The organism is Thermomicrobiales bacterium (genome assembly GCA_041390825.1).
Lineage (GTDB): Bacteria > Chloroflexota > Chloroflexia > Thermomicrobiales > UBA6265 > JAMLHN01.
On record JAWKPF010000004.1, the window covers coordinates 160,091 to 186,845 of the forward strand.

Sequence of the window (26,755 nt, forward strand, 5' to 3'; positions counted from 1 at the left end):
CGGCATTTTCAGCGATAGAAGCGTCTTCGAGGGGACCGATCGGCCTATTCGTCAGCGGTCTCCTCGGGGATGATGTACGCGTTGCATGACAGCGTCTCGCCACCGATGAGCACGACCCCGATCTGCCCATCCGGACTCAGATAGGTGAGCGGATCGAAGAGCGGCTCCTGATCGAGATCGCGCTGATTGCTGGCGCACGATGCGATAAACGCGGCTGCGGTCTCCTCGGGGAGCGATTCGGTCAGCAGCCATGGACCAGGTTTCAGCCCGGAGAAGGTCGCGACGCCGTCGTCGTCCGTGGTGTCGATTTCGACCGGTGCGACCTGAGCAGTCTCGCCGGCAAGGGCGAGCAGCGAGACCTCGATGCCGGGCGCCGGTTCGTCACAATCCTCTTGCAGATCGGACTCGGGGCCGTAAACGTCGTAGCCTTCCGGGCAGACGTACGTCGTGAGGATGAGGGTTGCCGGAGCGGTCGGATTCGGCGTGGCGATTGGAGCCGGGGTAGGCGGCTTACCCGTGCCCGGCGTGGGAGTCGGCGACGGATGATCTGGCGGGGCCAGGTTGAACCAGTAGCACTCCAATGCGTCACCGGGCGCGACGTGCCGCTCGATGGCGAACTGCGTCACCGGCGCCGATTCGAATGCGGCCTGCTGGCTGCCCGACGTTTGAACCGCGCAGAAGACGACGGCGCTTGTGTAGCCAGCCGGTGGTGTCTCGCTGATGAACAGCGGGCCGGGCGCGACCTCTTCCCAGGCGACGCTGCCGGTCGCGTCCGTGGTCTTTGTGAGCTCGGTGGCGGGACCGCCGAGCGTGAACGAGACGCCTTCCAGCGGGGTCGAGCATTTGGTCAGCAGGGCCTGATCCGAGTCGCTGTGCGGAGGCAGATATCCCGCGGGACAGGCGTACTTGTGGATGGTGACGGTTGCGGGCGTCGTCTCGATATTGAACCAGAAGCAACCGATGACGGTGTCTGGCGTGGCCGGGTACTCGATCGTCCCATTCGAGATTTCCAGATCGAGGTACTCAGTCGGGTCGGCGGTGGAACCGGCCGGAGCGTGCCCGCAGAAGACGCGGACCGGCTGATAGTCGGACGCCAGCTCCGTGATCAGGATTGGTCCGGGCGGCACGTCGGTGAACAAGGCATACCCGGTTGTGCCGATTGGCAGGGTGGAATCGTAAGCGGCCGCTTCATTGCGCACCTGGAACTCCACTCCATCGATGGGGGTGCAGGCGCCGTTCAGATCGAGCTGGCTGGCATGCTGGTAGTCATAGTCAGCCGGGCAGACGCTCTTGTACACGTAGATGTCGACCGGAGGCGCCTCGACCGCAGCCCAATAGCAGGTGATAACCGAGTGTGGCTCGGCTGGATAGGCCACCCCTTCGTCGGTAATCGTGAGCGAGGTGTAGCTGCTGGGCGATTCCCCCACCATGGCCTGTCCGCAGTTGACCGCGACGGTTTGGTACTTCGGTGACAGTTCCGAGATGCGGAGCGGCGACGGAGGCAGCTCCTCGAAGGAGACCGTGCCTTCCTTGCCGGTTGGCAAGGTGACATCCAGCGCATCCGGGGAGGGCTCGGTGCCCGACGTGTTTCCTGCCTGCACGCGGAACGGGACGCCGGCGGGCGTTTCCGAGCATTCGGCACGTATCCGGTCGTTGGTGAGATCGGCGAGACTGATGGTCGGCGGGCAGACGCGCATCGTGATGGCGACCTGGGCAGGCTCGACGTAGGGAACATCGAACCAATAGCATTCCAGGGTGTATCCCCCGGACAGATAGGCATAGAGCGGCTCGGCGTTGTACCGCGCGAGGCTGTCGGGTTCTCCGGCCGTGCCTGGGTAGTAGTCACACCAGGCGGCCAACGGGCGGAAGCCGTTACCAGCGACCTGTTGGATCTCGTTGAAACCAGGACTCAGGTTGGTGAACGACACGTTTCCGATAGCATCGGTCACGGCCTCGGCTGGTGTCGTGAGCGGAGCTCCAGCAGTGAAGGCAACGCCTTCGGCCCGGGGAGCGCAATCGTCCACGAGGGCTTCGGCCGACTTGTACGCGTCGGTCCCTTCCGGGCAGGTGTAGGTGTGCAGCGTGACCGTGGCGGGATCGGTCGAGGTTGCGCCAGCGGGCATATTCGCCCAGACGCATTCCAGGAAATAGCCGTCTTTCAACTCGGATGGCACGCTCCAGTTCTCGACGGTTACGGGGTCCAGGCTGCCAGTCGCTCCGGCTCCCACGAGCGTAAAGCGGCAGAACACCTTGGGCGGATCGTAGCCCTCACGCGGGAGTTCCGAGATGCGGAAGATGCCTGGCGGGATGTCGGCGAACCGCGCAATGCCGTCTGCGCCGGTAATCGCGCTGATGGTCGTCTCTCCGTATGCGATCTTGAACTCGACACCGGGTTCGGAGGAGCAGTACATCGCGATTTCGATGTAGTTCGAACTGATTGCCGAAAAGCCCGGTGGGCAGATTCGCTTGTCCACATAGACCGATCCGGCCTTTGGCGGGCTGTCCGCCTTTCCAGTTGGGACGTTGAAGAAGTGGCACTCGATCACCTTGCCGTCTTCGATGGTCGCCGCGATGCCGCCATCGGCTACGGTCTGCTCGGCATAGACGTCTGTCAGGGCGAGGGCAGGCAGCCCGACATCGGTGGTCCTGCAGAGGGCGCGTTGCAACTCCTCGCCAGCAGTGCCCGGTTCGCCGATGCCCACGTTGCCGGGCGGTAATCCTTCGAATCTGGCAATTGCGGGGCCCTTTTCGAGGCGGGTCAAAGCGGTGAACGGCGCGCCGGTGGGGTAGTAGACCGCGATAACGACGCCTTCTTGCGGTGTCGGGCAGGCCACGCGAAGTTCTTCGTATGACTTGCCGGATGGATCGAAATCATCTGGGCAGCGCCACTTGAGAATCGTGACGTGGCCGCCATCGTCCGCTGCCTTCCCCGTCGTTGCCATAGGAACTGTGAACCACTCGCAGGAATAGACGAGGGACGGATCGACATCCGAAAGCGGCATGGAAGGTTCGCCGGCGTTCAGGCGACCGGCATTGACATATGCGGGCTCCGCGCCCGCGGGCGCGGCTCCGCACCAGGCGTAGCCGTTGGCGAGCGAGTGGGGCGGGGTCGGCTGGATGTAAATATCGCCGGGCAAGACGCGGAAGGAGACAATGCCGTCAGCGCCGGTGGTCTCGGATGCGGTCAGTCCTCCGGCGTGCGTCAGATCGAACGTCACGCCCGGTTCTGGGTTGGTGCAGGCCGCGCGCCAGTCGTCGATCACGACGGTGTCGGGGTATTCGGGTCCGCACAGGTATTTCTTGACGGTGACCGCAACATAGGCGTCATCCGGCAGCTCCTGGAACTCGAACCAGTAGCAACTCGTCTCGTACCCGCCTTCGATGTCGACTGTGACAGGAACCTCGGCATAGGCGGAGACTGGCGGAGCAGCTTCGCCGCGCGGATACGTTGTGCAGAAGAGCCGGTTCTGGCCGGAGTCTCCGAGGAGATTGAGCTCAGCTTCGCCGGGTGGGACATCCGGAAAAGAGATCGGCGCGCCGCCGGAGATGGCTGCGGTGAGGTCGGCGCCGCTTTCTGCCGAGAAGAGGCGAACCTGCGCGCCGTCGTTCGGCGTCTGGCAGAGGTCGAGATAGTTCTGCAGGGACCTGGTGGGGTCGTAGAGCTCATCAGCGCAGACGTATCCCTGCACCGTGACGCTCCCCGTGCCGTTGCCAGCCGCCACCACCGTGGGCGCAACTCCTTCGACGTAGAAAGAAACACAATTCAGTGTGTACCGTTCCGGAATGTCGTAGGTGACGAGGTCGCCATCGTACGTCGGAAGATGAAAGGATGTGCCATCCAGTTCTCCTTGCGGTGGCGCAGGATCGCAGTAGGCCGGTCCAGCCAGGTAGCCTGGGGGTGCTTGCTGCGCGATGGTCACCATGCCCGCGGGGATGTTCTTCCATTCGAGGAAACCGTTCGTTCCGGTGTTTCCGGTGAACTGTTCGCCGTCGGCCGTGGTGAGGGTGAATTCGATGTTCAGGCCGGGAATCGAGCAACCCACCGTGAGCGCATGCAGCGTCATGTCAGCGGTGTCGTAGTCGGGTGGGCAGAAGAAGGGGATCATGGCGACGGTGGACTGGGGGACAGGAATGTTGAAGAGCTCGCAGTGCAGCGCTTGTCCAGGCGCAACCTGTCCGGTGATCTTCTTCCCATCGGACTGCACAAGGGACAGGTCGGGAGATCCGGCGGGGGTACCGACCGGGGCGACGCTGCAATAGGGCTGCGCGTATCGGTAGCCATCGGGGAGCGATTCGAGGATCGTCACGTTGCCGGATGGCACATCGGTCCAGGCAAGGAGGCCCTGGGCATCGGTCGTGGTGGTGCGGGGTTCGCCGGTGCTGGCCTGGAGCGTGAAGGAAAAGCCGTCTCCCACGGTGGTGCAGGCAGCTTTCAGCGCGCCGAGGGTCATGTCCGCTGTGTTGTAGTTGACCGGGCAGCGGTAATTTGTGAGGTGAACTTCACCGGCCGCGGCGATGGCGTCCGGGGTGAGCGCCAGCGCGGGGTCGCCAGACTGGACGTTGAACCAGCGACAGTAGGTCTGGGCGTAGCTGGCCAGATTTGGGTCGCTCAGCCCGATATCGATCGTTCCCCCGCTGACGGGGAAGTAAAGGTATTGATCGGCGCCCGGTCCACCGGTGACCTCACAATAGACCCAGGGATCGGGCGCGCCCTGGGGGACGGTCTCGGAGATGGTGTATCCGGTTCCGAGCGGGATATCGGGCCAGGCGGCGATTCCGTCCCCACCGGTGGAGCGGGTATCGCCCGGATAAGCCGGGTTTTGGGTGTTCAGCGAGAAGGCGATGCCGGCCAACGGCTGGACACAGTTGGCGAGCGCTCCCGACGCATCGACGGTCGAAAGGTCGAACCCGGGCGGGCAGCTTCGTGCCTCGGCAATCGCAGCGGCAACACCACCGGCCTGGGGGTCCGGTTCAGCTTCGGCGGTGCTGGTGGGTTCCGGCGCGGGTTCTTCGGTGACCTCGGGTTCTGGAGCCTCACCTTCGCCGTCGCTTTGGACTTCTGCGATGGGCGTTTGCTCCTCGCCGTCCTGGGCGCCCACGCCGGACGGCGCAAGGGCGGGCAGCATCGAGAAGAGGACAGTTGCCAGGACGAGTACGGTAAAGAACCGGGCAGTAGCGGAACGACCTGAAGGACGATACGACAGCTTCACAATTCGACTCCTCACATGTAGCAGCAAACAAATACGAACACCGAACCATTGCCAATTACCGGGGTATCGAGCGGCGGCGAGGTGACGATGCCCAGTTCGGTCACCTCGGGCCGGGAACCCCGTTGCGTGCTTTCGATCCACCGACCGGCCGCACCCTACAAAGCTATGGGTTTGGAGGGGCTCCTGGCATCATGGAAAACATGTAAATCTGAGCGGCAGTAGTCCGAAGCGCCCGACCTCACCCGACATACTCGAAAATCTTGGTAAATCTACATTCCTTAGTTTGGATATCAGGGCGTCCTGATGGGTTTTTGGGCTGGGCAGCGGTGGTTGCTCTCCTACAATGGCCCGGCGTGCGATGCGAATACGTGCCGTCGAGAAACCTGAAGGAGTAGCAGTGACCATTGCAGGAGCGTGCAGCCGGACTTCGCCGAGATTCGACCAAGCCGCCCGGCAGTACGACGCCTTGCTTCTCCTTTCGTTTGGCGGACCTGAGGGCCCCGAGGACGTCGTTCCCTTTCTCGAAAATGTCACCCGCGGACGGAATGTGCCACGCGAGCGGCTGGACGAAGTGGCGGAGCACTATCTCCATTTCGGCGGGGTGAGCCCGATCAATGCGCAGAACCGCGCGTTGATTGCCGCGCTGCGTGACGAGTTGCGCCGTCATGAGATTCTGCTGCCGGTCTATTTCGGCAATCGCAACTGGGATCCCTATGTCACCGATACCATAGGGGAGATGCGCTCTGACGGAGTGCAACGCGCGCTCGTCTTCGTGACCTCGGCGTTCAGTTCCTACTCCGGTTGCCGCCAGTATCGGGAAGATGTCGCCCGGGCAGTCGATGCGCTCGGGGAGCCAGCGATCGCATTCGACAAGATTCGCGGGTTCTACAACCATCCAGGCTTCATCGACACCATGATCGCGCTGACTGCCGAGCGGCTCGATCGAATTCCGGTCGATCGGCGAGCGACTACCGAGGTGATTTTCTCCGCGCATAGCATTCCCGAATCGATGGCCAAAGGGTGCGCGTATGAGAAGCAACTGGCAGAGGCGTCGCGCCTGGTGGCACGGATGCTGGAACTGCCATCCTGGCGGCTGGCCTATCAGAGCCGCAGCGGATCGCCGCTGACACCCTGGTTGGAACCAGATATTCTCGATGTGCTCGAGACGCTGCCAGACGCCGGATTCACCGACGCGGTGATCGTGCCGATCGGTTTCATTTCAGACCATATGGAAGTGCTGTTCGACCTCGACCATGAGGCGGCCGAGCGGGCTGCCGAACTGGGTCTGGGGTTCCAGCGCGTGCCGACTGCAGGGACGCATCCGCGATTCGTCGCCATGATCCGTGAGTTGATCGAAGAGCGGATGACGTGCGATCCAACACGCCAAGTGGTTGGCAACTTTCCACCAACGCACGATGTTTGCCCGCTCAATTGCTGCCTGATCGGCACAGGGCGCCCAACGGCTCCCGCGATTGCGGCTACACGCTCGTAAGCCGGGCAAAACGTAAGCTTTCCGCATTTCATCGGCTAGAATGACTTTGAAACAGATGGATACACTGGCGCACGCGCCACTATCCTGCCTGGATCAGGATTCGCATTCAATGGCACTCGGGAACCACATTCGGATAGGAGCGCGCGGCTCGCGACTGTCGCTCCGGCAGGCTGAATTGGTTCGTGCTCGATTGGCATTGGCGCATCCCGATCGGGAAATCTCGATTACGGAGATCACCACCACCGGCGACCTCACGATCGATACCCCGCTCCCCGAAATTGGCGGCAAGGGCGTCTTTACGCTCGAAATCGAAGAGGCGCTGCGGGTGGGACAGATCGACCTGGCGGTCCACAGCTTGAAAGATTTGCCGACCGAGCCGACGCCGGGCATTGTGATTGGGGCAGTTCCGGAGCGGGTCGACGTATCAGACGCGGTAGTCAGCCGCTCCGGGGTCCCCGTGCTCGAGTTGCCAGCACATGCCGTGATTGGCACCAGCAGTCACCGGCGCGCCGCGCAGTTGCTGCGGATGCGGCCGGACTTTCGGCCGGTGTCGATCCGAGGCAATATCGAGACCCGCATTCGCAAGACGATGGATCCCAACGGGATGTATGACGCAGCAGTTTTGGCGAGCGCCGGTCTGAAGCGAATTGGGCTCCTCGATGCCGCGATCGAGCAATTGCCGTTGGATCTGATGCTGCCCGCGCCGGGGCAGGGGGCGCTCGGCGTGCAATGCCGGGACGACGCCGAATCGATTGCACTGCTGGCAGCTATCGACAATGTCGCTGCTCGTCTGGCGACCAGCGCGGAACGATCGTTTCTCTCCGGGGTGGGCGGCGGATGCTCAGCGCCGATCGCCTGTTACGGTGAGTTGACCGGCAATACGTTGCAGTTGCGAGGACGGATTGTGGCGCTCGACGGGTCGAGCCAGGTCGATGTCATGCTGGAGCGGGAGATCTTCGATGAAGCGGGAGCGATGGCCGCGGGCGCCGCGCTGGCGCTGGAAGCATTGCAATCTGGCGCGGCCGAGTTGTTGGCGGCGACAGCGGTATGAACGCACTTGAAGGCTTGCGGGTGGTCAATACACGTTCGACGCACCAAGCGGGTGAGTTGAACGATCTGCTGCGCGCACAGGGCGCAGTTCCTTTGTCGTACCCGTGTATCGCTATCGAACCCGTCTCCAAGATCGAGGAGTTCGATGCGGTGCTGTCGCAGCAATCGTTCGATTGGATTTGCCTCACCTCGCATAACGCGGTGGAGATGCTGGCGCATCGGATCGCTGCCGTTGGTATCGATCGGGCGCGTGTGACAGCGCCACATTTCGCCGCGGTTGGGACCGCCACGGCCGTCTCACTCAAGAAGCGTCTCGACATCGACGCCGATTTCACTCCGGCATCGTTCGACGCGGATTCCATGGTGCGCGAATGTCCGATTCATGAGGGCGAACGCGTGCTGATGCCAGTGTCAGACCGAGCGTCCGAGGAACCGGCCTCCTTTCTAACCGAGAAGGGCGCGTTGGTAACGCGCATGGTCGTCTATCACACGGTGGTCGGCAAAGGCGGAGTGGATGCCGGCACATTGTTGAAGGATGGACAAGTGGGGGCGATTACCTTCACGAGTCCGTCGGCGGTCTCCGGCTTTGTCAAACGGCTCATGAAAGAGGAAGGCAACATCGACGACACACGGCAAGTGCCGATTGCCTGTATTGGTCCACGAACGAGGGACCGGGCAATTTCGGAAAACATGTTGCGGGCGTTTAGTCCCAAGGAGCATACGTTGCACGGACTCCTGGATGCGTTGAGTGACGTGGTGGCGTCTCGCCGGCAAGGAGGGCGACTGTGGGGATAGCAATAGCGTCTCGGCCATCGGCTGAGACGGCGGGGTTTCCGATCGACCGGCCACGCCGCCTGCGGAGGACCACCGCGATACGCGAACTGGTGCGTGAGCATCGGATCTCGCCGTCAGATCTGATTCTGCCTCTGTTCGTCTGCGAGGGGACCGATATCCAGCGGCCGATCGGCTCGATGCCCGGACAGTTCAATTGGTCGATCGACCGGTTGGGGCCCGAGGTAGCGAGTCTGGGCAAGCTGGGAATTCACGCGGTGATGCTCTTTGGCATCCCAAAGTCCAAGGACGATTGCGGTTCCGATAACTTCAATCCAGATGGCATCGTGCCACGCGCGATTCGGGCAATCAAGGATGCCAATCCGGAGATGATCGTGATCTCGGACATGTGCTTCTGTGAGTACACCGATCACGGGCATTGCGGATTGATCAATGTTCCTGAGAGCGCCCACTTCGATGCCAGCTTGCCGCACGGCTATCTGCTCAACGATCCATCCCTGGAACTGCTGGCGCGCGCTTCGGTGGTGCATGCGGAAGCCGGGGCGGACATGATCGCTCCTTCGGCGATGCTGGACGGCCAGGTGGGCGCGATTCGCGCTGCGCTGGATCAGACGGGATTCGAGCATATTCCGGTGATGGCCTATGCAGCCAAGTTTGCCAGCGGGTTCTACGGACCGTTCCGCGAGGCAGCCCAAAGCGCGCCAAGCTTTGGGGACCGCAAGCAGTACCAGATGGACCCCGCCAACCGGCGCGAGGCAATGCGCGAGGCAGAACTGGATGTGGCCGAAGGCGCGGACATCATTATGGTCAAGCCTGCGCTGCCGTATCTGGACATCGTGAGCGATCTGCGAGCCACGTTCGATCTGCCCATTGCGGCCTATCAGGTGAGTGGGGAATACGCTATGCTCCATGCCGCTGCGGCGAATGGCTGGATCGACCTGCGGCGATGCGCCATGGAATCGCTGATTGGTATCAAGCGAGCTGGCGCTGACATGATCCTCACCTACTTCGCGAAAGATGTTGCGGGCTGGAGCAACGGGTGAGTGTGAGCGCGCCGCCGGTGGCAAAGAGCCGGTTCCTCAGACGAATTTGCGGCGAGCCAACCGATGTCACCCCGGTGTGGTTGATGCGCCAGGCCGGGCGATACATGCCTGAGTACCGTGCGCTGCGCGCGAAGCATTCGCTGCTCGAGATCATCAATAACCCTGAGCTGTCGGTCGAGGTCACGCTGCAGCCGGTAAACGCGTTCGATCTCGACGCGGCCATCATCTTTTCCGACATCTTGCCGCCGCTGGTTGGAATGGGCCTTCAACTTTCCTTTTCGAAGGGGGAAGGACCGGTCATCCACAATCCAGTGCGCACCGCGGCTGATATCTTCGCTCTGAATACTCCCGATCCTCGCGAAACAATGCGTGGCACGCTCGAGGCGATCCGGCTGTTGCGTCCCGAGTTGGATAGCCGCGGATTGCCACTCATCGGTTTCGCCGGCGCGCCATTTACCCTGGCCTGCTATGCAGTAGAGGGGGGCAAGAGCCGCTATCACGAGAACACCCGGATTCTGATGCTCTCCGAGCCAAAGCTCTGGGATGAGCTCATGACCAAACTGGCGACGACCGCGGGTCATTTCTTGCTCGCCCAGGCCAAGGCCGGCGCTGACGTGCTCAATGTCTTCGACACCTGGGTGGGTGAGTTGGCGCCTCATCATTACCGGGCATACGTGCTGCCGTATGTGCAGCAGATGATCTCCATTGCCGCGCAAGCCGGGAAGCCGATCATCCTCTTCGGAGTCGGGAACGGACCTTTGCTCGAGTTGATGGCCACCTCGGGCGCAACGGTGATCGGAGTCGACTGGCGGATCGATTTGTCGCTAGCTCGTAAACGCTTGGGACCTGGGATCACGCTGCAGGGCAATTTGGACCCAGTGTCGTTGCTGGCTCCGTGGGAGGTGCTGCAACGCGAGATCGACGAGGTCTTTCGGCAGGTCAGTGGCGACCAGCGTTTCATCTTCAATCTGGGGCATGGGGTGCTTCCACAGACGCCGGTGGACAACGTGCGCCGATTGGTCGACTACGTCCATCAGGTCCGATGACCGAACAGCGGGATGTGATCGTGGTTGGCGGCGGTGTGGCCGGGTTGACGGTCGCCTGGCGGCTGGCGCAGCGGCGTCCAGAGGCGTCGATCGTTGTGCTGGAAGGAACGGACCGGACGGGAGGACGTATCCGTACCGAACGCTTGGCGCACGCAGAGGGAGAGTTCGTCATCGAGCTGGGGGCCGATTCACTGCTCGCCTCCAAGCCATGGGCAAAGCAGCTCTGTCTCGACCTGGGAATGGAGGCCGAGCTCTGTTCGGTGCAGCCAGCTGAGAACCCGACTGCGCTGTGGCGCAATGGGCGCCCGGTTGATTTGCCAAGAGGATTGACGGTGCTGGCGCCGACAGACGAAGAGGCATTGCTGGCATCGCCGTTGCTTTCCCGTCAGGGTGCGCTGCGCGCCCTGCAGGAACCGAACATACCGGCGCGCCAGAGCGATGAAGACGAAACGTTGGGCAGCTTCGCGCGCAGGCGATTTGGGCAAGAGTATCTGGATGTCGTTGCAGAGCCGCTACTAGCAGGGATTTACAACGCCGACCCGGATGAACTCAGCCTGCGCGCGGCGTTTCCGCATCTCCTGGCATTGGAGCGGGCGCATGGCAGCGTCATCGAAGGCGCAAGAAGCACGCCGGCGCCAGCGGATCGGACGCCGTTCTTTGCCCCTCTTGGCGGGGTGCAGTGTCTGACCGATCGACTCAGGGACGCGCTCGGTTCGGTCGTGCGCACCCGGAGCCGGGTGGAACTGCTGGAACGGTTGCCGCAAGGGGGCTATCGCGTCACGCTCACTACAGGCGAGCAGTTGCGTGCGTCCGCGGTAGTGATGGCCGCTCCGCTTTCGACCGCTCGGGCGCTGTTGCCGCAAGTCGCGCCCGAAACGCGCCAATGGCTTCAACGGCTCAAGGTGGCGGCATCGGGAGCGATCGTGCTGGCGTGGCCAGATCGCCAGATCGACCGGCCGCTCTCAGGCTACGGCCTGGTTATGCCGAAACGCGAAGGACAACCGTTCAACGCGGTCACGGTGATGTCGCGCAAGTACCCTAGCCGCGCGCCAGAAGGATGGAGCCTGATGCGCTTTTTCTTTGGAGGCTATCGGTCGCCGCAGACATTGCAGTTGGACGACCACGCGCTCTTGCAGACGGCGAAGCGCTTTGCGGAGCGGGCGGTTGGCGCGACCGGGGATCCAGAGATCGTGCGGATCGCGCGCTGGACCGAAGGGAGCCCGATCTACCGGCTCGGACATCTGGATACAGTCGCAGCGCTGGAAGGGTGCCTGCCGCCAGGGTTGTTCGTTACGGGAGCGCCGTTTCGCGGGCCGGGGATTCCGGACGTGACGCGCAGCGCCACTGAACTCGCGCATCGAATTGCGGCCTCGCCCATACTGGCGGCCGCGCTGGAGAGAGACTCATGACCGATCAGACGACCGTCTCGACCTTTGCCGCTTTTTGGCTCTATCGCGCCACGGAGGCGCGGTTCGAGCTGGAGCCGGACGATGCCGCCGCGATCCCGATCGAGACGGCGACGATTCTCGACGACCATGCGGAAGATGTGACCCTGCGCGCAGCCTATTCCACGCTTGGGTTCAGCGCCGGCGCGGACTTGATTTTCTGGGTGGTGGCGGACGACATGCGCAAGTTACATGCGTTGGCCGCAGATCTGCACAGTTCGGCGTTCTCCGCGTTTTTCGACCAGGTGCATGTCTATGCCGGCACGGCGTCGGCATCGCAGTACGATCCAAGTCACGGTCCCGCGTTTCTGCGCGGGATTCCTCCAAAGGACTATTTGAGCGTCTATCCATTCACCAAGACACCGGAGTGGTACTTGCTCGATTTCGAGGAGCGCCGCCGGTTGATGGTGGAACATGGCAAGATGGGGCACGAATACCCATCCATCTCGACCAACACGATCAATTCCTTCGGGATCGCCGATCAGGAGTTCGTCGTGGCGTTGGAGGACGACGACCCGGCGACGCTGGTCAAGATGGTGCAGCGGCTGCGCGCGGCCGAGGTGCGCAAATACACGGCGCTGGATACCCCGATCTTCCTGGGGTTGAAGATGGCAGTGGAGGACGCCATTTCAGCGGCATTGTAGGGAGCGTGTTGGTGTGGCTGGAGGGGCGGAAACGATTTCGGCACGTCCGACTGATCCTGACGAAATCCGATGTGATGCTCAGGGATGAGCGAACGGCCCTCCGTGGGATTCCACCGTTGGAACGCTGGTCTAGCCTCCCTCGACAATTGCCCGGATTCCGTACGACTTCTCGTCTCACCAATCGCAAGAGCACTACAAACGAAGAAGCGCGGTTCGAGCGAACCGCGCCCCCTCAATATCGAGCATCGATGGTCTGGTTTATGCGCTCGGGGCGCTGAGGTACTGGCCGGCGACGAAGCCGGTGAGATCGCCAGAGGAGATTTCGAACCAGACGAGACCTTCGGCTTCGGTGGGACCGCTGACGACGGTGACCGTCGCGCCGGTTTCCAGTTGGCCGAGCGGATCGCCCTCGGTGGAGGCCGTGGACCGGACGTTGAGCGGACCGTCTGACACCTGAGCTGCCGCGCCAACTGTGATGCCACCGGTGAGGAAGTCGCCCGCGACATAGCCGGTTACGGCCGCGTCACCAGCGCCGAAGGTGACGGGATACCAAGAATAGTCACCACCCAGAACGGGCGCGTCGTTCACCGTGCCGACCGCGCCGTCGGCCAGTTGGCTGACGACATCGGAGTCGACGGAGGCATCGGCGCGCAGGTTGACCGATTCGCCATCGCCCGCGATGAAGACATAGGAGCCCGTTGGGAACGTGGACGATGCGGTGGCGGCGCTGGCTTCTGGTGTGGCCGTGGCTTCAGGTGTCTCGGACGATTGCGCGCCCGCCGCGGCTTCAGTTGTCGTTGCGCTGCTGGCTGCGCCGGGAACCGGGCCGAGATAGACGCCGGCAAGCCAGCCCTGCTCACCGTAGGCAGTATCGACCTGATACCAGTCGAGGTCGTCGACCACGTCCGGTCCGCTGACAATGGTGACGAGGTCACCTTCGACCAAGCCGCTGATGACTTCGGATGAGGCGCCGGCTTCGGCGCGGAGGTTGAGGGAATCGGCCACGATCTCGCGCTCGGTGCCAGGGGCGAGCTGGGCGCCACCCTTGGCGATGCCGAACTGATCGGCGGCGATCCAACCGGTGATGCCGCCTTCGGTCTCGACCTGATACCAGTCGACTCCGCCGATCGGCTCAGGGCCGGCCAGGACGGTGACCGTGGCGCCTTCGTCGATCTCGGTCAGGGTGGCGGCTTCTGAGCCGGCCGCGTTCTTGACGCTGGCCTGACCGTTGAGCAGCATGAGCTCGGTGCCATAGGGGTACTTGCCGGTGGAGAGCGCCGCAGCGGCCGCATCGGCCTCGGTTTGCGGTGTTTCCGTCGCGGCTGGAGTGTCCTGTGCTGCAATGGATCGCGCCGGAATGCCGGTCAGCGATGCTCCGAGCAAAGCGGCCAGTGCCAGCGAGCCGATTGCTCCGCGTAATCGATGGTTCATCGTTCCCCTCTTCGTTCTTCGCGGCCGCAGGGTTCGACCGCGGATTGGTGCACGGCGTTCGCGGCAGCCACCGCGCGCAACGTGCGGATATCCGAAATGCCTGGCCACACGCGTGCGCGCGTTGCCGGACAGACTGCGCGGGGTATCGAACGGTTACGGGGGTAGCCTCATCATAGCAGGATGTGACCGTACACTTCTAGCCGTTCTGGACGTACGCAGGAAACCTGGGCGGTCTATGGGAAGCGTTGGGGGCGGTCTGTGCGGATAACCAGGAGCGACGATGCGCAAACGATCTCGGATCGGCGTGTCGAACTCATCGTTTGGATGCTGGCGCTGACCACCTTCGCCTATGTCAGCCTGTCGGTTTCGCTCAGCCCGTTGCTGACGTCGATCGCCACGACCTTCGGTGTGTCGGAGAGCGCCGCCGGGCAACTGGCGACGATCCAGGGTGTGGTGGGAACGATTTCGGCGTTGGTGTCGGCGCCGTGGATGAACCGATATCCGCGGAGAACGTGGCTGCGGGCTGAACTGGCGTTGCTCTGCGTCGGTGTGGCGCTCGCCGCACTGGCGCCGAGCTTTGCGGTGATTGTGGTTGCCCGGGTGATCACCGGCATTGCCGCGGGGGCTTTGGTGGCGAATTGCTTCACCGCTGCCGGGGAGGTGGTGCGCGACCCACAACGGCAAGGGCGCGCGGTGGGGATCGTAGCATCGGGCACGACGATTGCCACCATGATCGGATTGCCGATGGTCGCTTGGCTGAACGGTCTGTTCGGCTGGCGCTGGGCGATGGCCTGTTTGCTCATCCCGATGGGTCTCGCCCTGGCTGGCACGAGTCTGCTGCCGAGGGGCGTGCGGGAACATGGCGAAGACGAGAGCCATGGGGAAGCGATCGACAGCGGTGCGTTGCGTCAGGTCATGCGAGGAGACCGGGCCGCGCTGGTGCTGATCGTGGTTGGCGGGATCATCTTCGTGGCGTATATCGGATGGGTGACGTATTACAGCGCATATGTCGAGCGCGATTTCGACGGCGACGCGCGGCTTATTGGTTTGCTCTTTCTGGTTGGGGGCGTATTCGAGCTGGCAGGCAACTTTCTCGCGCCGGCGCTTTCGCATCGGGCGCCGGTGCGGTGGATCACGATTGCGGGCGCGGCCGGGATCGCGCTGGCATTGCTCGGTAGCGGTGTCGTCTTTCGCACGACCACCGGGTTGATTGCCGGGATCGCATTGCTCCATCTTGCGACATCGTTTGCCTATGTGGGGCTGAACACCTTGCTCTTGCGGCGTCCGGCAGCGATTCGCGGTACCGTGATGGCGTTGTCGTCCGCGGCAGTCGGGTTTGGCGGCGCGATGGGCGCATTGATCGGCGGAGTTGTGCTTTCGCGGACGGACGACTACGAGTCGATTTTTCATGTATTGGGCGCTGTGATGGCGGCAGGCGCCGCTGCCCTTGTGGTGGCGCTGCGTTCGAGCGACGAGACTCGCATGGAGCTGGAGGAGTGACGATGAGCGGGTTGATCGATCCTGGACCGATCGAGTTCGATGCGGAGGTGCTTGGCGAAGGCGGGGGCACGTGGGTGGATGTGCCGCTGAATCTCAAGCAAACCTACGGCAAGGGGAACCTTGTGCCGATCAATGCGACTTTCAATGGGACGGCGCCATATCAGGGCATCCTGGCGATGATGGGCGGTGATTGCCCCATGTTGCTGATCCGGAGCGATGTGCGCGCACAGCTCGGGGTAACCGTGGGCGATCGCGTGCATGTCCGCATCGAGCTCGATACGAAGCCGCGCGTGGTCGAGTTGCCAGAGGATGCGTCGACCGCGGTGGGCGCGAATCCTGAGGCGCAAGCGGTCTGGGATCGACTCGCGCCGAGTCACCGGCGCGAATATGTCCGCTGGATCGAGGACGCCAAGCGGCCGGAGACGCGCCAACGGCGCATCGAGGAAACCGTGCGTAAACTGAGCGCAGGTGAGAAACTGCGGTAGCGGTCAGCCGTATTCAATCGCAGTGGAGGAGACGAGATGAGCAACGGCCCACTGTTTCCGAAGAAGTCCGAGACCAACGAGGAGCCGACGACCGGGTCTCAGGTGGAGATCGAACGCTCGGACGATCCGAATTTTGGCAAGACGACGAGCCGTGGACGGGGTAGTTTGCCGACGATGCAGGGAAAGCAAATCGGCTGCGGCACGTCGGTGTTCGTGCTGATGCTGTTGGTTGCGATCGTGGTGGCTGGGCAAGCGCTGCTCTAGCAGCGACCGTGCAGCGCCGCGACGGGTATTCGTGGATCGTCCCGTCGTTCTTCGATGCGGCACATGCTGGTTTCGATCCTGACACCTTCACTCAACCAGCGGGAGTGGTTGGCGGACAATCTCCAGTCCGTGGCCAGACAGAGCTATGCCCAGATCGAGCATGTGGTGATGGATGGTGGCTCCGTCGATGGAAGCGTCGAGGTGTTGGCCGCGCATTCGCGGCCGGGATTGATCTGGGTCAGTGAACCGGATGCGGGACAGTCTCACGCGCTGAACAAAGCGCTCGCCGCGAGTGCAGGGGAGATTGTGGGGTGGATCAACGCTGACGATGGCTATGTCGATCGCCGCGCGGTGGAGTTGGCGGCCAACTGTTTCAAGCGTCGCCCCGACGTCGATGTGGTGTATGGACATTCTCTTCTCGTTGGGCCCACGAATACCGTCTTGCAGGTCTTGTGGGCGCCTCCCTATTCACGCGCCCTCTCGGGGTACGTCACACCGTTTTTTCAGCCAGCGGTTTTCTTCCGCCGCACGGTCCTGGCGGCCGGGTTCGTCGACGAATCGTTGGACTATGTGATGGATTTCGATCTGTGGCGACGATTGCGAGAGACCGCCACCTTCCAGCGGATTCCGATCTATGTTGGGCTCGAACGTCATCAGCCAGGCCGCAAGGTCTATTCGGCCGCCTATCGGACCGAGCGGGCAGCCTATTTTCAGACGAATCTTCCGGAACGTGACCAGTGGCGATTCCGTGGGATGCGCATGACGTATGCGGCGTTCGAGCGGGGAAGCGGCATCGCGGCGTCGATCCTGGCAGAACGCGACATCGAGCCTGCAGTCGATCTCCGTTGGCCACCGTTGTTCCGCCTTTGGAGGACGCAGCTCGCGTTGCATCGAAACGAGCTTCCCGTTACGTGAGCAACGCACGAGATGGGGCGAAGCGTCGCCACTCTTCCGGGCCGGCATATCGGGATTGGCGGGGTTCGGATCGAACAGAGACGCGCAAGACGCGCAAACGCCCGGGAGGTCCCGGGCGTCTGCACCATTCCGTTGTGTCCGGTTCGAAGCCCTCTAGGCGGTGACCGGACCGAGATACCGACCCGCCACCCAGCCAGTGACCGAATCGGTTGTGGTGACCTGGAACCAGTAGACTCCATCGATCACGTGCGGATTGACATTGAGGACGCTCACTTGGGCGCCCTGCGCGAGGCTTTGCAGGATGGTTGCACTGGCGCCGGCGGCGGAGCGCAGATTGACGGGCCCGTCGGCAACGACTGCGACCTCGCCGAGGGCGAACCCGCCCGTAACGTAGTCGGTCGCGACGAAGCCGGTGATTCCGGCATTCTCGACCTGGTTCCAGTCGTACCCGTCGGCGGTTGTGGTTTCGCCCAGGACGAGCATTCCGTCGCCGTCGGTCAGGCTGGCCAGAATCTGGCCGCTGGTGCTCGGGGTGGCGCGCAGATTGAGCGGTGGATCGGAGACGAAGATCCAGTCGCCGGCTCCGAAGGCTCCGGACGGCGGGGTGACCGGGGGCGCATCGGAAAGAGCCAGATATTCGGCCGCCACCCAACCGGAAACGACACCGCTGACATCGATCTTGTACCAGTCACGGCCATCGACATTGGTGGGACCGCCGGTGATCACCGCGATGGTGCCTTCGAAGATGGTGTCGAGCACGGTGCTATTGACACCAGCTTCGCTGCGCACGTTGAGCGAATCGGTGGTGACATAGACCACGTCGCCGGTGGACCAACCGACCTTGTCGAGTAGCTCACCTGCAACCCAGCCGGAGCTGCCGGATTCGGCGGTGACGCGGTACCAGGTATAGCCATCGGCAGCGGATGGGCCGCCTGTGACGGTCAGGAGATCTCCGGTCTTGAGCACGGCGACCACGGAGTTGCTGATGCCGGCCGCGCTGCGCAGATTGGCAGGTCCGTCCACGACCACCGCGCGATCGCCTGCGGCGAAGTCCCCATTGGGAGACGGGTTCGTGCCGGGAGTCGCCGTTGGAGACGGATTTGGCTGATTCACCTTCTGGAGGAAATCGGCCGCGACCCAGCCAGTGGCGCTCTCGGCGGTTTGCACCTGGTACCAGGTGTAGCCGTTGCCGGCCGAGGGGGCGCTCAGGATGGTGAGCACGGCTTCCTGGGGAATGGACTGGATCACCGGGGCACTGGTGCCGGCGGCGGATCGGAGATTGATCGGTCCGTCGAACACGAAGACCTGATCGCCGATCGCGAAGGTGGCATTGGCGTCGGGCACGATCTGGAGGGCATCGACGATGACCCAGCCGGTCTGCCCGGATGACGAGGTGACCTGATACCAGTTGTAGCCATTGGCGGCGACCGGTCCGGAAACGATGGTGAGTTGCGTGCCGATTGCGAGCGAACCGAGCGAGCTGGAAGAGGTGCCGGCGGCCGAGCGCAGGTTGAGCGGACCTTCGGCGACGACCACTTGATCGCCGGGAACGAAGACATCTCCGGTATCGGCAGGCGCAACGGATTCGTCCGCGGCGGAATCGACCGGTTCATCCACAGCGCTGTCGTCAACCGACGGAGCCTCAGCGGGAGGTGGAGCGGTGGTGGCGGTTGGCGAAGGGCGCAGCCCGGCAGTCGGTTGCGGAGTGACCTCGGAAAGCTCCTCGGTCGCAGCCGGTTCCGCTGGAGGATCGGCGGTGGTGTTCTCGGTGGCGGGAGGCTCGATCACGGGTGCGTCGGCAGACATCAGGAGGTACATGTCGAGCGAGGCGGAAGGGCTGGCCGCGCTGGTGGTGAAGCGATAGTCGAAGGATGCGGATTGCCCGGAGGCGACGCCTTCGCCCTGGACCAGGAAGGCGGACGTGCCGTCGGGCAGAGTGCTGTGCTTGAAGCCCCATTCATCGGTCGCGGAGCCGGAGGACGTGGTGGTCCAGCGGAAGGTGTTGCCGTCCAGCACGGCGTCGCTGATGGTGAGCGGAGCGATGGCGCCGTTGATGGCCGTCAGGATGACATCGACCCCACTGGTGATGGGGATGCAGTCGTCGGGGACCATGGCCTGGAGGGTGACGCCCGGAGGGCAACGATAGACATCGAGCGCGATCGTGCGCGTGGTGTTGTCCTGGGCAGCGGCCGGCATCGATCCGGCGAGCGGCGTGACAAGCAGTCCAGCCAAGAGTGCCACAATGGCAACGATGTGTCGTAGTCGCATTTGCATGCGGAAGCCCCCATTCCGTCGTCTGGCAGCGCCCTTCATCGCTGTCAGGGGCCATTATACGCACGTACACCTGTTTTGGGAACCCTGCAAAGCGGGAAATCCCCGCGTTCGTACGCGGGTAATTGTGCCTTTGCGGTCAAGATGGCCGATCAGAGTGACAGGCAGGCATCGGCTGGTCTGGCGGAACGATCGGGCGAATGACGTGTTGTGACCGTGAGGCGCGATTCCCCTCGCCATGCTCTGCTGGAGGGCATCAATTGGGGCTATGCGGGCGAACTCACGCCGAATGCAGCCCGTCTCTCCAACGGAGAGACGGGCTGCTGGCAGCTGCGGAAGGAATGTCAGGCGAGATAGGAATCGTAGGCCCAGCCGGCGGCGGAGCCATCGACCAGTTCGACGTAGCGGAATCCATTGCTCAGCTGGTCAGAAGGCCACACCATGGTTCCAGCGGGCATGACCCTGAGGACAGGCGCCGAGAGCGATGCGGACGACCGCAGGTTGAGCGCCGAGGTGACGCGCAGTTGCCCGATCGGGCCGCCATTGCCTTCGCCATCGCCCCCTCCACCCGAGAGATAGTCGAGCGAGACCCATCCGAGCTGCTGGGCGTAGCCAACGAGCTGGAAGTTGCCCTGGAAGCTGTCGAAGACTTCGACGCTCGTCCCTTGCGGGAGCGTGCGAATGACGGAATATCCGGTGCTGGGACCGCTGCGCATGTTCACATAGGCAGACGTGGTCTTGTAGCCGAGGCTTTGCGGAATGTCGGAGCTTCCTCCATTGCCGGTGGCAACGTAGTCGGCATGCACCCAGCCGATCGTGCCCTGATTCGAGACTTTCATGAATCCGTAGCTTTCCGGACCGACAGCCTGGAGCGGCGATTGGGGTGGAAGGACCCGGATGACGCCGTAGTCGGCGCCAGGACCAGTGCGGAAGTTGACGTAGTCGGTGGTGCGATAGAAGCCGGATGCGGCCGCGGCGACTTCCTCGTCCTGGGCGGATGCGTTCGAGCCGAGGAGGGGCAGAGCGGCGACAGCAGTCGCGGCGGCGGACGAGCGCAGGAAGGCACGCCGGGAGAGATTGGATGAAATGGTTTCCATGATGGTTTTCCTCTTATCGAATGAAACGATTAGCAACACGATGACGAACTTTTGGGTAGCAACGGGATCACCCACGCGACGATGGGGGCGGGGCGTTCCGGAATCGGGCGGTCGTGGCATAGGCCCCGGCGAGACGGCAGGGACGCTCCTTGCAACGACCGGTGGTTGGCGATGGCGGATCCTTTCATGTCCGGGCGATTCGGGTATCGCCTCACTGAAGCTGAGTGTGGCAGCGGGGACCGGGATTGTCTCTCGGTAGGATGCAGTAATTCTTCATAAGAAGGTGCGGATTGGTAGATCGACGTAGAAGGCACGCAGCACGCGGTAGGCAGCAGGCAGAACGATCGGGGTCTTGCTCGGCGTTCAGGGGCGATAGGCGGCGATGAGGGTGTGTCCGGCGCGCGCCCAGGGGATATCGATGCGGGTGTAGCCGGTCTGACGGAGCCAGTCGATCTGGTCGACGAGGGGGGAGGGGAAGTCCATTTCGAGGTCGGGCCAGGTGTAGATATTCCAGTGATCGTCGCGAAAGAACTCCCAGGAGGCCGGACTGCCGGAGAGCTCGCGCGATTGACGTTCGACATCCTCGTCCCAGGCGCGGGCGGCATGGCGCAGGGCGGCGGGGCTGGCTGGTTCGACCAGATCGGCTATGAGGAGCGCGCCGCCGGGGGAAAGGTGGCTGTGCAGATCGGCGAAGAGGCCGCGCTTGGCAGTTCCCTTCAGATGATGGATCGCAAGGGAGGAAACGATGGCGCGCAGGTCGTTCGGGAGATTTGCGCGCCAGTTGGTGTCGAGTAGTTCGAACGCGCGGGTTTCCCAGCGGCCAGGATAGGGAGCCAGCGATCGGGCGGTTTCGGCACGCATCTCGACGGAACCGTCGAGCGCGAGGATGGACGCGTTGGGGTATCGCTCCAGGATGGCGGCTGAGAGCCAACCGGCGCCGGACGCGAGTTCGACGACCTGGAAGGCCTCGTCGCGTTCGGCCGGGATCAGATCGAGGAACGCGTCCCGCAGTTCATCGCGGCGAGGGGTGAAGACCTTGCCCTGGTCGATGAAGATCTTCGATTCGTCCTCGTTCCAGTTTCGTTCGGTCATGGTTTGCGATCGCCCCTGTCAGCGTCGAACGACACGGCTGGAGAAGCGGCTTCCCCTTCTTGCTTTCGACTCTTTGCCGTCTTCCAATGGTACGCGCAAGGAGGGACTTGTGATGTGTCAACGGGCCGGGATCGACTCGGGGCTTAGGGGCGGAGATGGGCCACCCGGCCAGGGCGTGAGCGTGCGTTCTGGCCGGGTGGGTAAGCGCGAGGGGCTGTCGTCAGGCGGTGACGTCGATCATCACGCGCTGGACGGCGTTGTATTGGTAGCCGAGCTGGTTCCATTGAGCGACGCCCGGTTGTGAGGTGGCGCGGTCGTCGGTGGCGCGGGTGAGCAGCCCGGTTGGTCCCGGGGTGGCGTCCCATAGGTATTCGAAATGCGCCCATGAGTGCTCGCCGCTCGAATCGGTGATGGTGGCGTCGTTCCAGGTCACGCCGTTGTCGGTCGAGACCTCGACTTTGGCGATGGCGCCAAGTCCGGACCAGGCGTAGCCGGTGATCGGCACCTGGCCGGCTTTCACCTGGGAGTCGTAGGCGGGCGTCCAGATGGCAGACGACACCGGCATCTCACGGACCGGCCGGAGCACCTCATTCTGAGCAGTGATGACGATGTAGTTGCCGACGTTGAAATCGCCCTGGAAGGTGGTATCGAGCACAGTGAGGCCGATGATCCATTTGGTGGAGGCGATGCCACCCCAGCCGGGGACGAAGAGGCGCACCGGCCCACCATGAGGCGCGGGGAGCTCTTCGCCGTTCATTTGCAGAACCAGCATGGTGTCGGCGCCCATGGCGACGTCGATCGGCAGCCCACGTTGCATCTCGGGGAAATCACCCCCCTGGGAGACGACATCGATGGCGCCGTCCTTGACCCCGGCCTGATCGAGGACGACGTGGAGCGGCACACCGGTCCATTCGGCGTTGCCGATGGCGTCATTGCGCCATTGACCGCCCTTGGCGGTGGGATTGAAGAAGCCGCGACCGTTGCCAGAGCATTCGAGGAATGACTGGTAGGTCTGCATCGGCATCCCTCGCAGGTCGTCCAGGGTGAGCTGAAGCGGGGTATCGACATGACCGCCCACCGTGAGCGTGTACTTCGACGGATCGTCGAGTTGGGCCGATGGTCCGTGCGATCGGATGAAGAAGGCGTCGTTGGCAACGTCGAAGTCGGTCACCAGTTCCGGCGGGGTGCCAAAGTTGAATCCTCCGTGCGCGATCAGCGGTTGATCGACACCAATCGACGCGAGGGATTTGGCCGGGTCGTCGTTGGGGGGAATGATCGTGAACGGGCTGGTGAGCTCGGGCAGCGCTGCCGCGGAGCCAGCTGTGGGTGTGCCGGCGACCGGGGTGGCGGCATCCTGCGCCCAGGCGCCGTCGGCCACGATCGAGGCGATGACCGGAGCGGCGAATCCTGCGGCGGCAAGGCGTTTCATCAGGGTGCGGCGATCGTAACGCGGGGCGGACGATTCGGTAGCGAGCATCATCTTGGTTGTCCTTTCCGAAGCACGGCTATGAACGATGCGTATCGCTTCTCCAAGCGTTGCACAGCCACGCGCGTTCGGCAGATTCGCGCAGGTGGTTCGGAGCGGAGCGCCGGCAATCGTTCGGAAAGGGTTACGGTCGTCGATGGACGAGCGGCAAGGAACGGTTGGCATCCCTCTCCCGGAGTTGGGAGAGCGTGCTTCTCAGGCAAAGCCGGGATGCGAGAGCACAAGGGACATGAGACAGGAGGACACAGTGGTCCTTCGCTCCGATTGGGCGGGGCAGCCTTGGGAGGTGGTGGCTACGCGGTTCCTCCAGCGAGGGTTTGCTGGGTGGCGCCGTCGAAGAGGTGCATGTGGGGGAGGTCGAGGGTGGCCCAGACGATGTCGTCGGCCTTGATGTGGGTCGAGGGGGGAACGCTGGCGACGATGAGGGCGTCGCCGAGGTAGCCGTGGACGTAGGTGAGGTCGCCAGTCGGTTCGACGGTGTAGACGCGCACGGGGATGGCGCCGTCGCGCTCCTGGGTGTGGAGGTCGATGGCGTTGTGGCGTAGTCCGGCGACGACGGTTCCGGAGCTGGCGGCGCGGGCCATGGCGGCGCGTTTGTCGTCGAGCTGGTACGACCATTTGTCCGCGTTGCGCAGCCAGGTGGTGGTTCCGTCGACTTCGACCGAGGCCGGAAGAAGGTTCATGGCGGGGCTGCCGACGAAACCGGCGACGAAGGTGTTGACCGGGTGGTTGTAGACGGTATCGGGCGCGTCGTATTGCTGGAGGAGCCCGCCGGACATGACGGCCATCTTGTCGGCCATGGTGACGGCTTCCAACTGGTCGTGGGTGACGTAGACGATGGTGGCGTTGAGGTCTTGATGGAAACGTTTGAGCTCGGCGCGCATCTGGACGCGGAGCTTGGCGTCGAGGTTGGAGAGCGGTTCGTCCATCAGGAAGACCTGCGGATTGCGCACGAGGGCGCGGCCGAGGGCGACGCGCTGCTGCTGGCCGCCGGAGAGCTCTTTCGGCCGTCGGTCGAGCAGGGGCTCGATGCTGAGCAGGCGGGCGGTTTCGCGTACGCGTTGGTCGATCTGGGCCTTCGGAGTCTTGCGCATCTGCAGTGGGAAGGCGAGGTTGTTGTAGACGGTCTTGTTGGGATAGAGGGCGTAATTCTGGAAGACCATGGCAATGTCGCGGTCTTTGGGGTCGAGGTCGTTGACCAGCCGCTCGCCGATGTAGATGTTGCCATCGGAGAGCTCGAGCAGGCCGGCGATGAGATTCAGGGTGGTGGTCTTGCCGCAGCCGGATGGACCGACGAGGGCCACGAACTCGCCTTCCTCGACGGTGAGGGAGACATTGTCGACGGCGATGACGTCGCCGTAACGCTTGACGACGTTCTCGAGAATTACGCGGCCCATGGGCGGTTCCCTTTGATACGAGCAGGCGGCATGCAGCAGACAGCATGCAGATCGATTGTCCAGAGTCCGGAGTCTTGTGTCCAAGTAGTGAACGCGTCGTCGAGCAGCACTCGCTGCGGCGAGGAGATCCTTCGCTGGCGCTCAGGATGACAAGACTGTCTGCTGCGTGCGGTGTGCTGCCTGCTCATTGCTTGACGGCGCCTTCGGTGAGGGCGCGGACGAAGTATTTCTGCAGGACCATGAACATGATGACGACTGGGACGCTCATGAGGAAGGCGGCGGCCATGAGGCCGGGCCAGTTGGCGACGTATTCCGAGAAGAAGCGCTGCAGACCAACCGGGACGGTGAGTTTCTGGTCGTCGGTGATGAAGGTGAGCGCGTAGACGTATTCGTTCCAGGCGAGGATGAAGCTGTAGATCGCGGTGGCGACGATGCCAGGCGCCGACAGCGGCATGACGACTTTGATGAATGCCTGGAAGCGAGTGGCGCCATCGATGCGGGCGGCTTGTTCCAGTTGGACGGGTATGTTGTCGTAGAAGCCTTTCAGCAGCCAGATCGAGAGCGGAAGACCGAACGTGAGATAGGTGATGATGAGGGAGAGGTAGCTGTTCACCAGATGCAGGTTGCGCATGAGGATGAAGAGCGGAATCAGGAAGATGACCGCCGGGAACATGTTGCGCAGCAGCACCCCATAGAAGAGGGCGTTCTTCCCAGGGAAGCGGAAGCGGGAGAAGGCATAGGCCGCTGGGACCGCCACGCAGACGCCAACAATGGTGGTGGCAGTCGAAACCCAGAGGCTGTTGAGCATGTAGCGCAGGAAGCGGCGGCCGATGTCGTCGTTCGGATCGAGGAGCATTTTGAAGTTGTCCAGCGTTGGATTGGCGGGAATCCAGCGCGGGGGGAACTGGAGCGCGCCGAGCTGGGTCTTGAGCGCGGTAGAGAGCATCCAGGCCAGCGGGACGAGCGTGAAGACCATCAGAAAAAAGAGGAAGATCCAGCCTGCAATGCCCCAGGCATCGAAGCGCTTGCGCGAGCCAGCGGTTCGTTCGTAGTTCGCGCCCATTAGCCCTCCCGTCGCTCATCGCCCCGCGTGAGGGCTTTCACATAGAAGTATCCGAGCGACATCATCACCAGGAAGAGGATCACCGAATAGGCCGAGGCGATGCCGAAGCGGGTGCGCCCAAAGGCCAATTGGTAGATCTGGGTGATCCAGATGTCGGTGGAGCCGGCGGGACCGCCGCCGGTCATGATCCAGACGAGGGTGAACGAGTTCAGGTTCGTCAGCAACAAGAGCAGGACAGTGACGACGGAGACGCTCTTGAGTTGCGGCATGGTGATATGCCAGAAGCGAGCCCAGGCGCCGGCGCCATCGACGCGCGCTGCGCGGTGGAGCTGATCGGGTACGCCCTGGAGCCCGGCCAGCAACATGATCATGGCGAAGGGGAATTCTTTCCAGATGTTGGCGATGATCAATGCGGGGAGGGCGCGGTGGATGTTGTCCAGGATATTGATGTTGTCATCGACGATGTTGAGGCGAACGAGGGTGTCGTTGATGAGCCCGTAGTCGGAGTGATAGAGCCATTTCCAGATGTAGGCGGCGGAGACGTAGCTGATTACCCACGGAATGAGGAGCAGGCCGCGCACCACGCTGCGGCCGCGGAACTCGCGTTGCACCACCAGCGCCGCGCCGAGCCCGATGAGATAGGCGAACGCGGTGGAGAGGATGGTCCACTCCAGCGTGTTCATGGTCACGTTGCGGAAGGAATCGCTTTGCAGGATGCGTTTGTAGTTGTCGAGCCCGACCCAGATCTTGTCTTCCATGGCCAGGTTCGCCGGAGTGGAATAGAAGGAAAGGCGAACCGTGTAGAAGATGGGATAGGCGATGACCACCAGCATGATGCCGAGAGCCGGGATGATGTAGAGGTAGTCGTTCCAATGGCGCGCGATATCGCCGGGCAGCGCGGCAAGCCGGCCGAAGAACCCGGGGCCGGATTTCTTCGGCGGTGGAGGGTCAGCCGTGGGTTGGCCGCCGGTGATCGCGGACATGCGCGGATGGTCCTTTCCGAACGAGGGAGAAGGCGAACCCGGCCGGCGC

The 26,755-nt window shown here is 63.0% G+C and carries 20 protein-coding genes; 11 read left to right on the forward strand and 9 right to left on the reverse strand.

What is annotated here, in order from left to right; genetic code table 11:
• Positions 1-44: 44 nt before the first annotated feature.
• Positions 45-5,210, reverse strand: coding sequence for a hypothetical protein (locus R2855_00725; protein MEZ4529525.1), 5,166 nt, complete (start codon positions 5,208-5,210; stop codon positions 45-47).
• A 397-nt stretch (positions 5,211-5,607) separates the two neighbouring features.
• Between R2855_00725 and R2855_00730 the strand changes: the two genes are divergently transcribed.
• The 7 genes from R2855_00730 (at position 5,608) to R2855_00760 (ending at position 12,722) form a co-directional block, all read left to right on the forward strand.
• On the forward strand, positions 5,608-6,702 hold the full coding sequence (locus R2855_00730; GenBank protein MEZ4529526.1) for a ferrochelatase: 1,095 nt from the start codon (positions 5,608-5,610) through the stop codon (positions 6,700-6,702).
• Between the two features lie 109 nt (positions 6,703-6,811).
• Entirely contained in the window at positions 6,812-7,753 is a 942-nt protein-coding gene (gene hemC / locus R2855_00735) for a hydroxymethylbilane synthase (GenBank protein MEZ4529527.1), read from the forward strand.
• On the forward strand, positions 7,750-8,547 hold the full coding sequence (locus R2855_00740) for a uroporphyrinogen-III synthase (protein MEZ4529528.1): 798 nt from the start codon (positions 7,750-7,752) through the stop codon (positions 8,545-8,547). Before hemC ends, R2855_00740 begins: the two co-directional genes overlap by 4 nt.
• The gene (gene hemB, locus R2855_00745; protein MEZ4529529.1) at positions 8,538-9,587 is read left to right on the forward strand and encodes a porphobilinogen synthase; all 1,050 of its coding nucleotides are present in this window, start codon (positions 8,538-8,540) and stop codon (positions 9,585-9,587) included. The genes R2855_00740 and hemB overlap by 10 nt, the downstream gene beginning before the upstream one ends.
• The gene (hemE, locus tag R2855_00750; GenBank protein ID MEZ4529530.1) at positions 9,584-10,633 is read left to right on the forward strand and encodes a uroporphyrinogen decarboxylase; all 1,050 of its coding nucleotides are present in this window, start codon (positions 9,584-9,586) and stop codon (positions 10,631-10,633) included. The genes hemB and hemE overlap by 4 nt, the downstream gene beginning before the upstream one ends.
• The gene (hemG, locus tag R2855_00755) at positions 10,630-12,042 is read left to right on the forward strand and encodes a protoporphyrinogen oxidase (protein ID MEZ4529531.1); all 1,413 of its coding nucleotides are present in this window, start codon (positions 10,630-10,632) and stop codon (positions 12,040-12,042) included. The genes hemE and hemG overlap by 4 nt, the downstream gene beginning before the upstream one ends.
• Positions 12,039-12,722 carry a chlorite dismutase family protein gene (locus tag R2855_00760; GenBank protein MEZ4529532.1) on the forward strand — a complete coding sequence of 228 codons (684 nt, stop codon included), beginning with the start codon at positions 12,039-12,041 and terminating at the stop codon, positions 12,720-12,722. Before hemG ends, R2855_00760 begins: the two co-directional genes overlap by 4 nt.
• A gap of 258 nt (positions 12,723-12,980) precedes the next feature.
• Here the strand turns inward: R2855_00760 and R2855_00765 are convergent, their stop codons facing one another.
• Positions 12,981-14,153 (reverse strand): SH3 domain-containing protein, encoded by a 1,173-nt coding sequence (locus tag R2855_00765; protein ID MEZ4529533.1) that lies wholly within the window; start codon positions 14,151-14,153, stop codon positions 12,981-12,983.
• Positions 14,154-14,411: 258 nt separating this feature from the next.
• Here R2855_00765 and R2855_00770 point away from each other — a divergent pair, with 258 nt between their 5' ends.
• The 4 genes from R2855_00770 to R2855_00785 all read left to right on the forward strand — a co-directional run bounded on the left by R2855_00770 (position 14,412) and on the right by R2855_00785 (position 17,317).
• Positions 14,412-15,653 carry an MFS transporter gene (locus R2855_00770; GenBank protein MEZ4529534.1) on the forward strand — a complete coding sequence of 414 codons (1,242 nt, stop codon included), beginning with the start codon at positions 14,412-14,414 and terminating at the stop codon, positions 15,651-15,653.
• Positions 15,654-15,655: 2 nt separating this feature from the next.
• A complete protein-coding gene (locus R2855_00775; protein MEZ4529535.1) occupies positions 15,656-16,138 on the forward strand; it encodes a YdeI/OmpD-associated family protein in 483 nt (160 codons plus the stop codon).
• Between the two features lie 36 nt (positions 16,139-16,174).
• Entirely contained in the window at positions 16,175-16,402 is a 228-nt protein-coding gene (locus R2855_00780) for a hypothetical protein (GenBank protein ID MEZ4529536.1), read from the forward strand.
• Positions 16,403-16,465: 63 nt separating this feature from the next.
• Positions 16,466-17,317, forward strand: coding sequence for a glycosyltransferase family 2 protein (locus R2855_00785; GenBank protein ID MEZ4529537.1), 852 nt, complete (start codon positions 16,466-16,468; stop codon positions 17,315-17,317).
• 153 nt (positions 17,318-17,470) lie between these two features.
• Here the strand turns inward: R2855_00785 and R2855_00790 are convergent, their stop codons facing one another.
• The 7 genes from R2855_00790 to R2855_00820 all read right to left on the reverse strand — a co-directional run bounded on the left by R2855_00790 (position 17,471) and on the right by R2855_00820 (position 26,706).
• The gene (locus R2855_00790; GenBank protein MEZ4529538.1) at positions 17,471-19,591 is read right to left on the reverse strand and encodes an SH3 domain-containing protein; all 2,121 of its coding nucleotides are present in this window, start codon (positions 19,589-19,591) and stop codon (positions 17,471-17,473) included.
• 341 nt (positions 19,592-19,932) lie between these two features.
• Complete coding sequence (locus tag R2855_00795) at positions 19,933-20,685, reverse strand: SH3 domain-containing protein (protein MEZ4529539.1); 753 nt, start codon at positions 20,683-20,685, stop codon at positions 19,933-19,935.
• A gap of 363 nt (positions 20,686-21,048) precedes the next feature.
• Entirely contained in the window at positions 21,049-21,777 is a 729-nt protein-coding gene (locus R2855_00800; protein MEZ4529540.1) for a class I SAM-dependent methyltransferase, read from the reverse strand.
• A 220-nt stretch (positions 21,778-21,997) separates the two neighbouring features.
• The gene (locus R2855_00805) at positions 21,998-23,257 is read right to left on the reverse strand and encodes a sulfite oxidase (GenBank protein ID MEZ4529541.1); all 1,260 of its coding nucleotides are present in this window, start codon (positions 23,255-23,257) and stop codon (positions 21,998-22,000) included.
• Positions 23,258-23,556: 299 nt separating this feature from the next.
• Entirely contained in the window at positions 23,557-24,660 is a 1,104-nt protein-coding gene (locus R2855_00810; GenBank protein MEZ4529542.1) for an ABC transporter ATP-binding protein, read from the reverse strand.
• Between the two features lie 184 nt (positions 24,661-24,844).
• Complete coding sequence (locus R2855_00815) at positions 24,845-25,723, reverse strand: carbohydrate ABC transporter permease (protein MEZ4529543.1); 879 nt, start codon at positions 25,721-25,723, stop codon at positions 24,845-24,847.
• Entirely contained in the window at positions 25,723-26,706 is a 984-nt protein-coding gene (locus tag R2855_00820) for a sugar ABC transporter permease (protein MEZ4529544.1), read from the reverse strand. The genes R2855_00815 and R2855_00820 overlap by 1 nt, the downstream gene beginning before the upstream one ends.
• Between the last annotated feature and the right edge of the window lie 49 nt (positions 26,707-26,755).

What these genes read in the sequence shown, in the direction of transcription:
- R2855_00775 (MEZ4529535.1), top strand. Translation starts at nt 15,656, where the DNA reads ATGAGCGGGTTGATCGATCCTGGACCGATCGAGTTCGATGCGGAGGTG.
- R2855_00805 (MEZ4529541.1), bottom strand. Translation starts at nt 23,257, where the DNA reads ATGATGCTCGCTACCGAATCGTCCGCCCCGCGTTACGATCGCCGCACC.
- R2855_00765 (MEZ4529533.1), bottom strand. Translation starts at nt 14,153, where the DNA reads ATGAACCATCGATTACGCGGAGCAATCGGCTCGCTGGCACTGGCCGCT.
- R2855_00740 (MEZ4529528.1), top strand. Translation starts at nt 7,750, where the DNA reads ATGAACGCACTTGAAGGCTTGCGGGTGGTCAATACACGTTCGACGCAC.
- hemC (MEZ4529527.1), top strand. Translation starts at nt 6,812, where the DNA reads ATGGCACTCGGGAACCACATTCGGATAGGAGCGCGCGGCTCGCGACTG.
- R2855_00760 (MEZ4529532.1), top strand. Translation starts at nt 12,039, where the DNA reads ATGACCGATCAGACGACCGTCTCGACCTTTGCCGCTTTTTGGCTCTAT.
- R2855_00820 (MEZ4529544.1), bottom strand. Translation starts at nt 26,706, where the DNA reads ATGTCCGCGATCACCGGCGGCCAACCCACGGCTGACCCTCCACCGCCG.
- R2855_00785 (MEZ4529537.1), top strand. Translation starts at nt 16,466, where the DNA reads ATGCTGGTTTCGATCCTGACACCTTCACTCAACCAGCGGGAGTGGTTG.
- R2855_00815 (MEZ4529543.1), bottom strand. Translation starts at nt 25,723, where the DNA reads ATGGGCGCGAACTACGAACGAACCGCTGGCTCGCGCAAGCGCTTCGAT.
- R2855_00795 (MEZ4529539.1), bottom strand. Translation starts at nt 20,685, where the DNA reads ATGGAAACCATTTCATCCAATCTCTCCCGGCGTGCCTTCCTGCGCTCG.
- R2855_00800 (MEZ4529540.1), bottom strand. Translation starts at nt 21,777, where the DNA reads ATGACCGAACGAAACTGGAACGAGGACGAATCGAAGATCTTCATCGAC.
- hemG (MEZ4529531.1), top strand. Translation starts at nt 10,630, where the DNA reads ATGACCGAACAGCGGGATGTGATCGTGGTTGGCGGCGGTGTGGCCGGG.
- R2855_00790 (MEZ4529538.1), bottom strand. Translation starts at nt 19,591, where the DNA reads ATGCAAATGCGACTACGACACATCGTTGCCATTGTGGCACTCTTGGCT.
- R2855_00780 (MEZ4529536.1), top strand. Translation starts at nt 16,175, where the DNA reads ATGAGCAACGGCCCACTGTTTCCGAAGAAGTCCGAGACCAACGAGGAG.
- R2855_00810 (MEZ4529542.1), bottom strand. Translation starts at nt 24,660, where the DNA reads ATGGGCCGCGTAATTCTCGAGAACGTCGTCAAGCGTTACGGCGACGTC.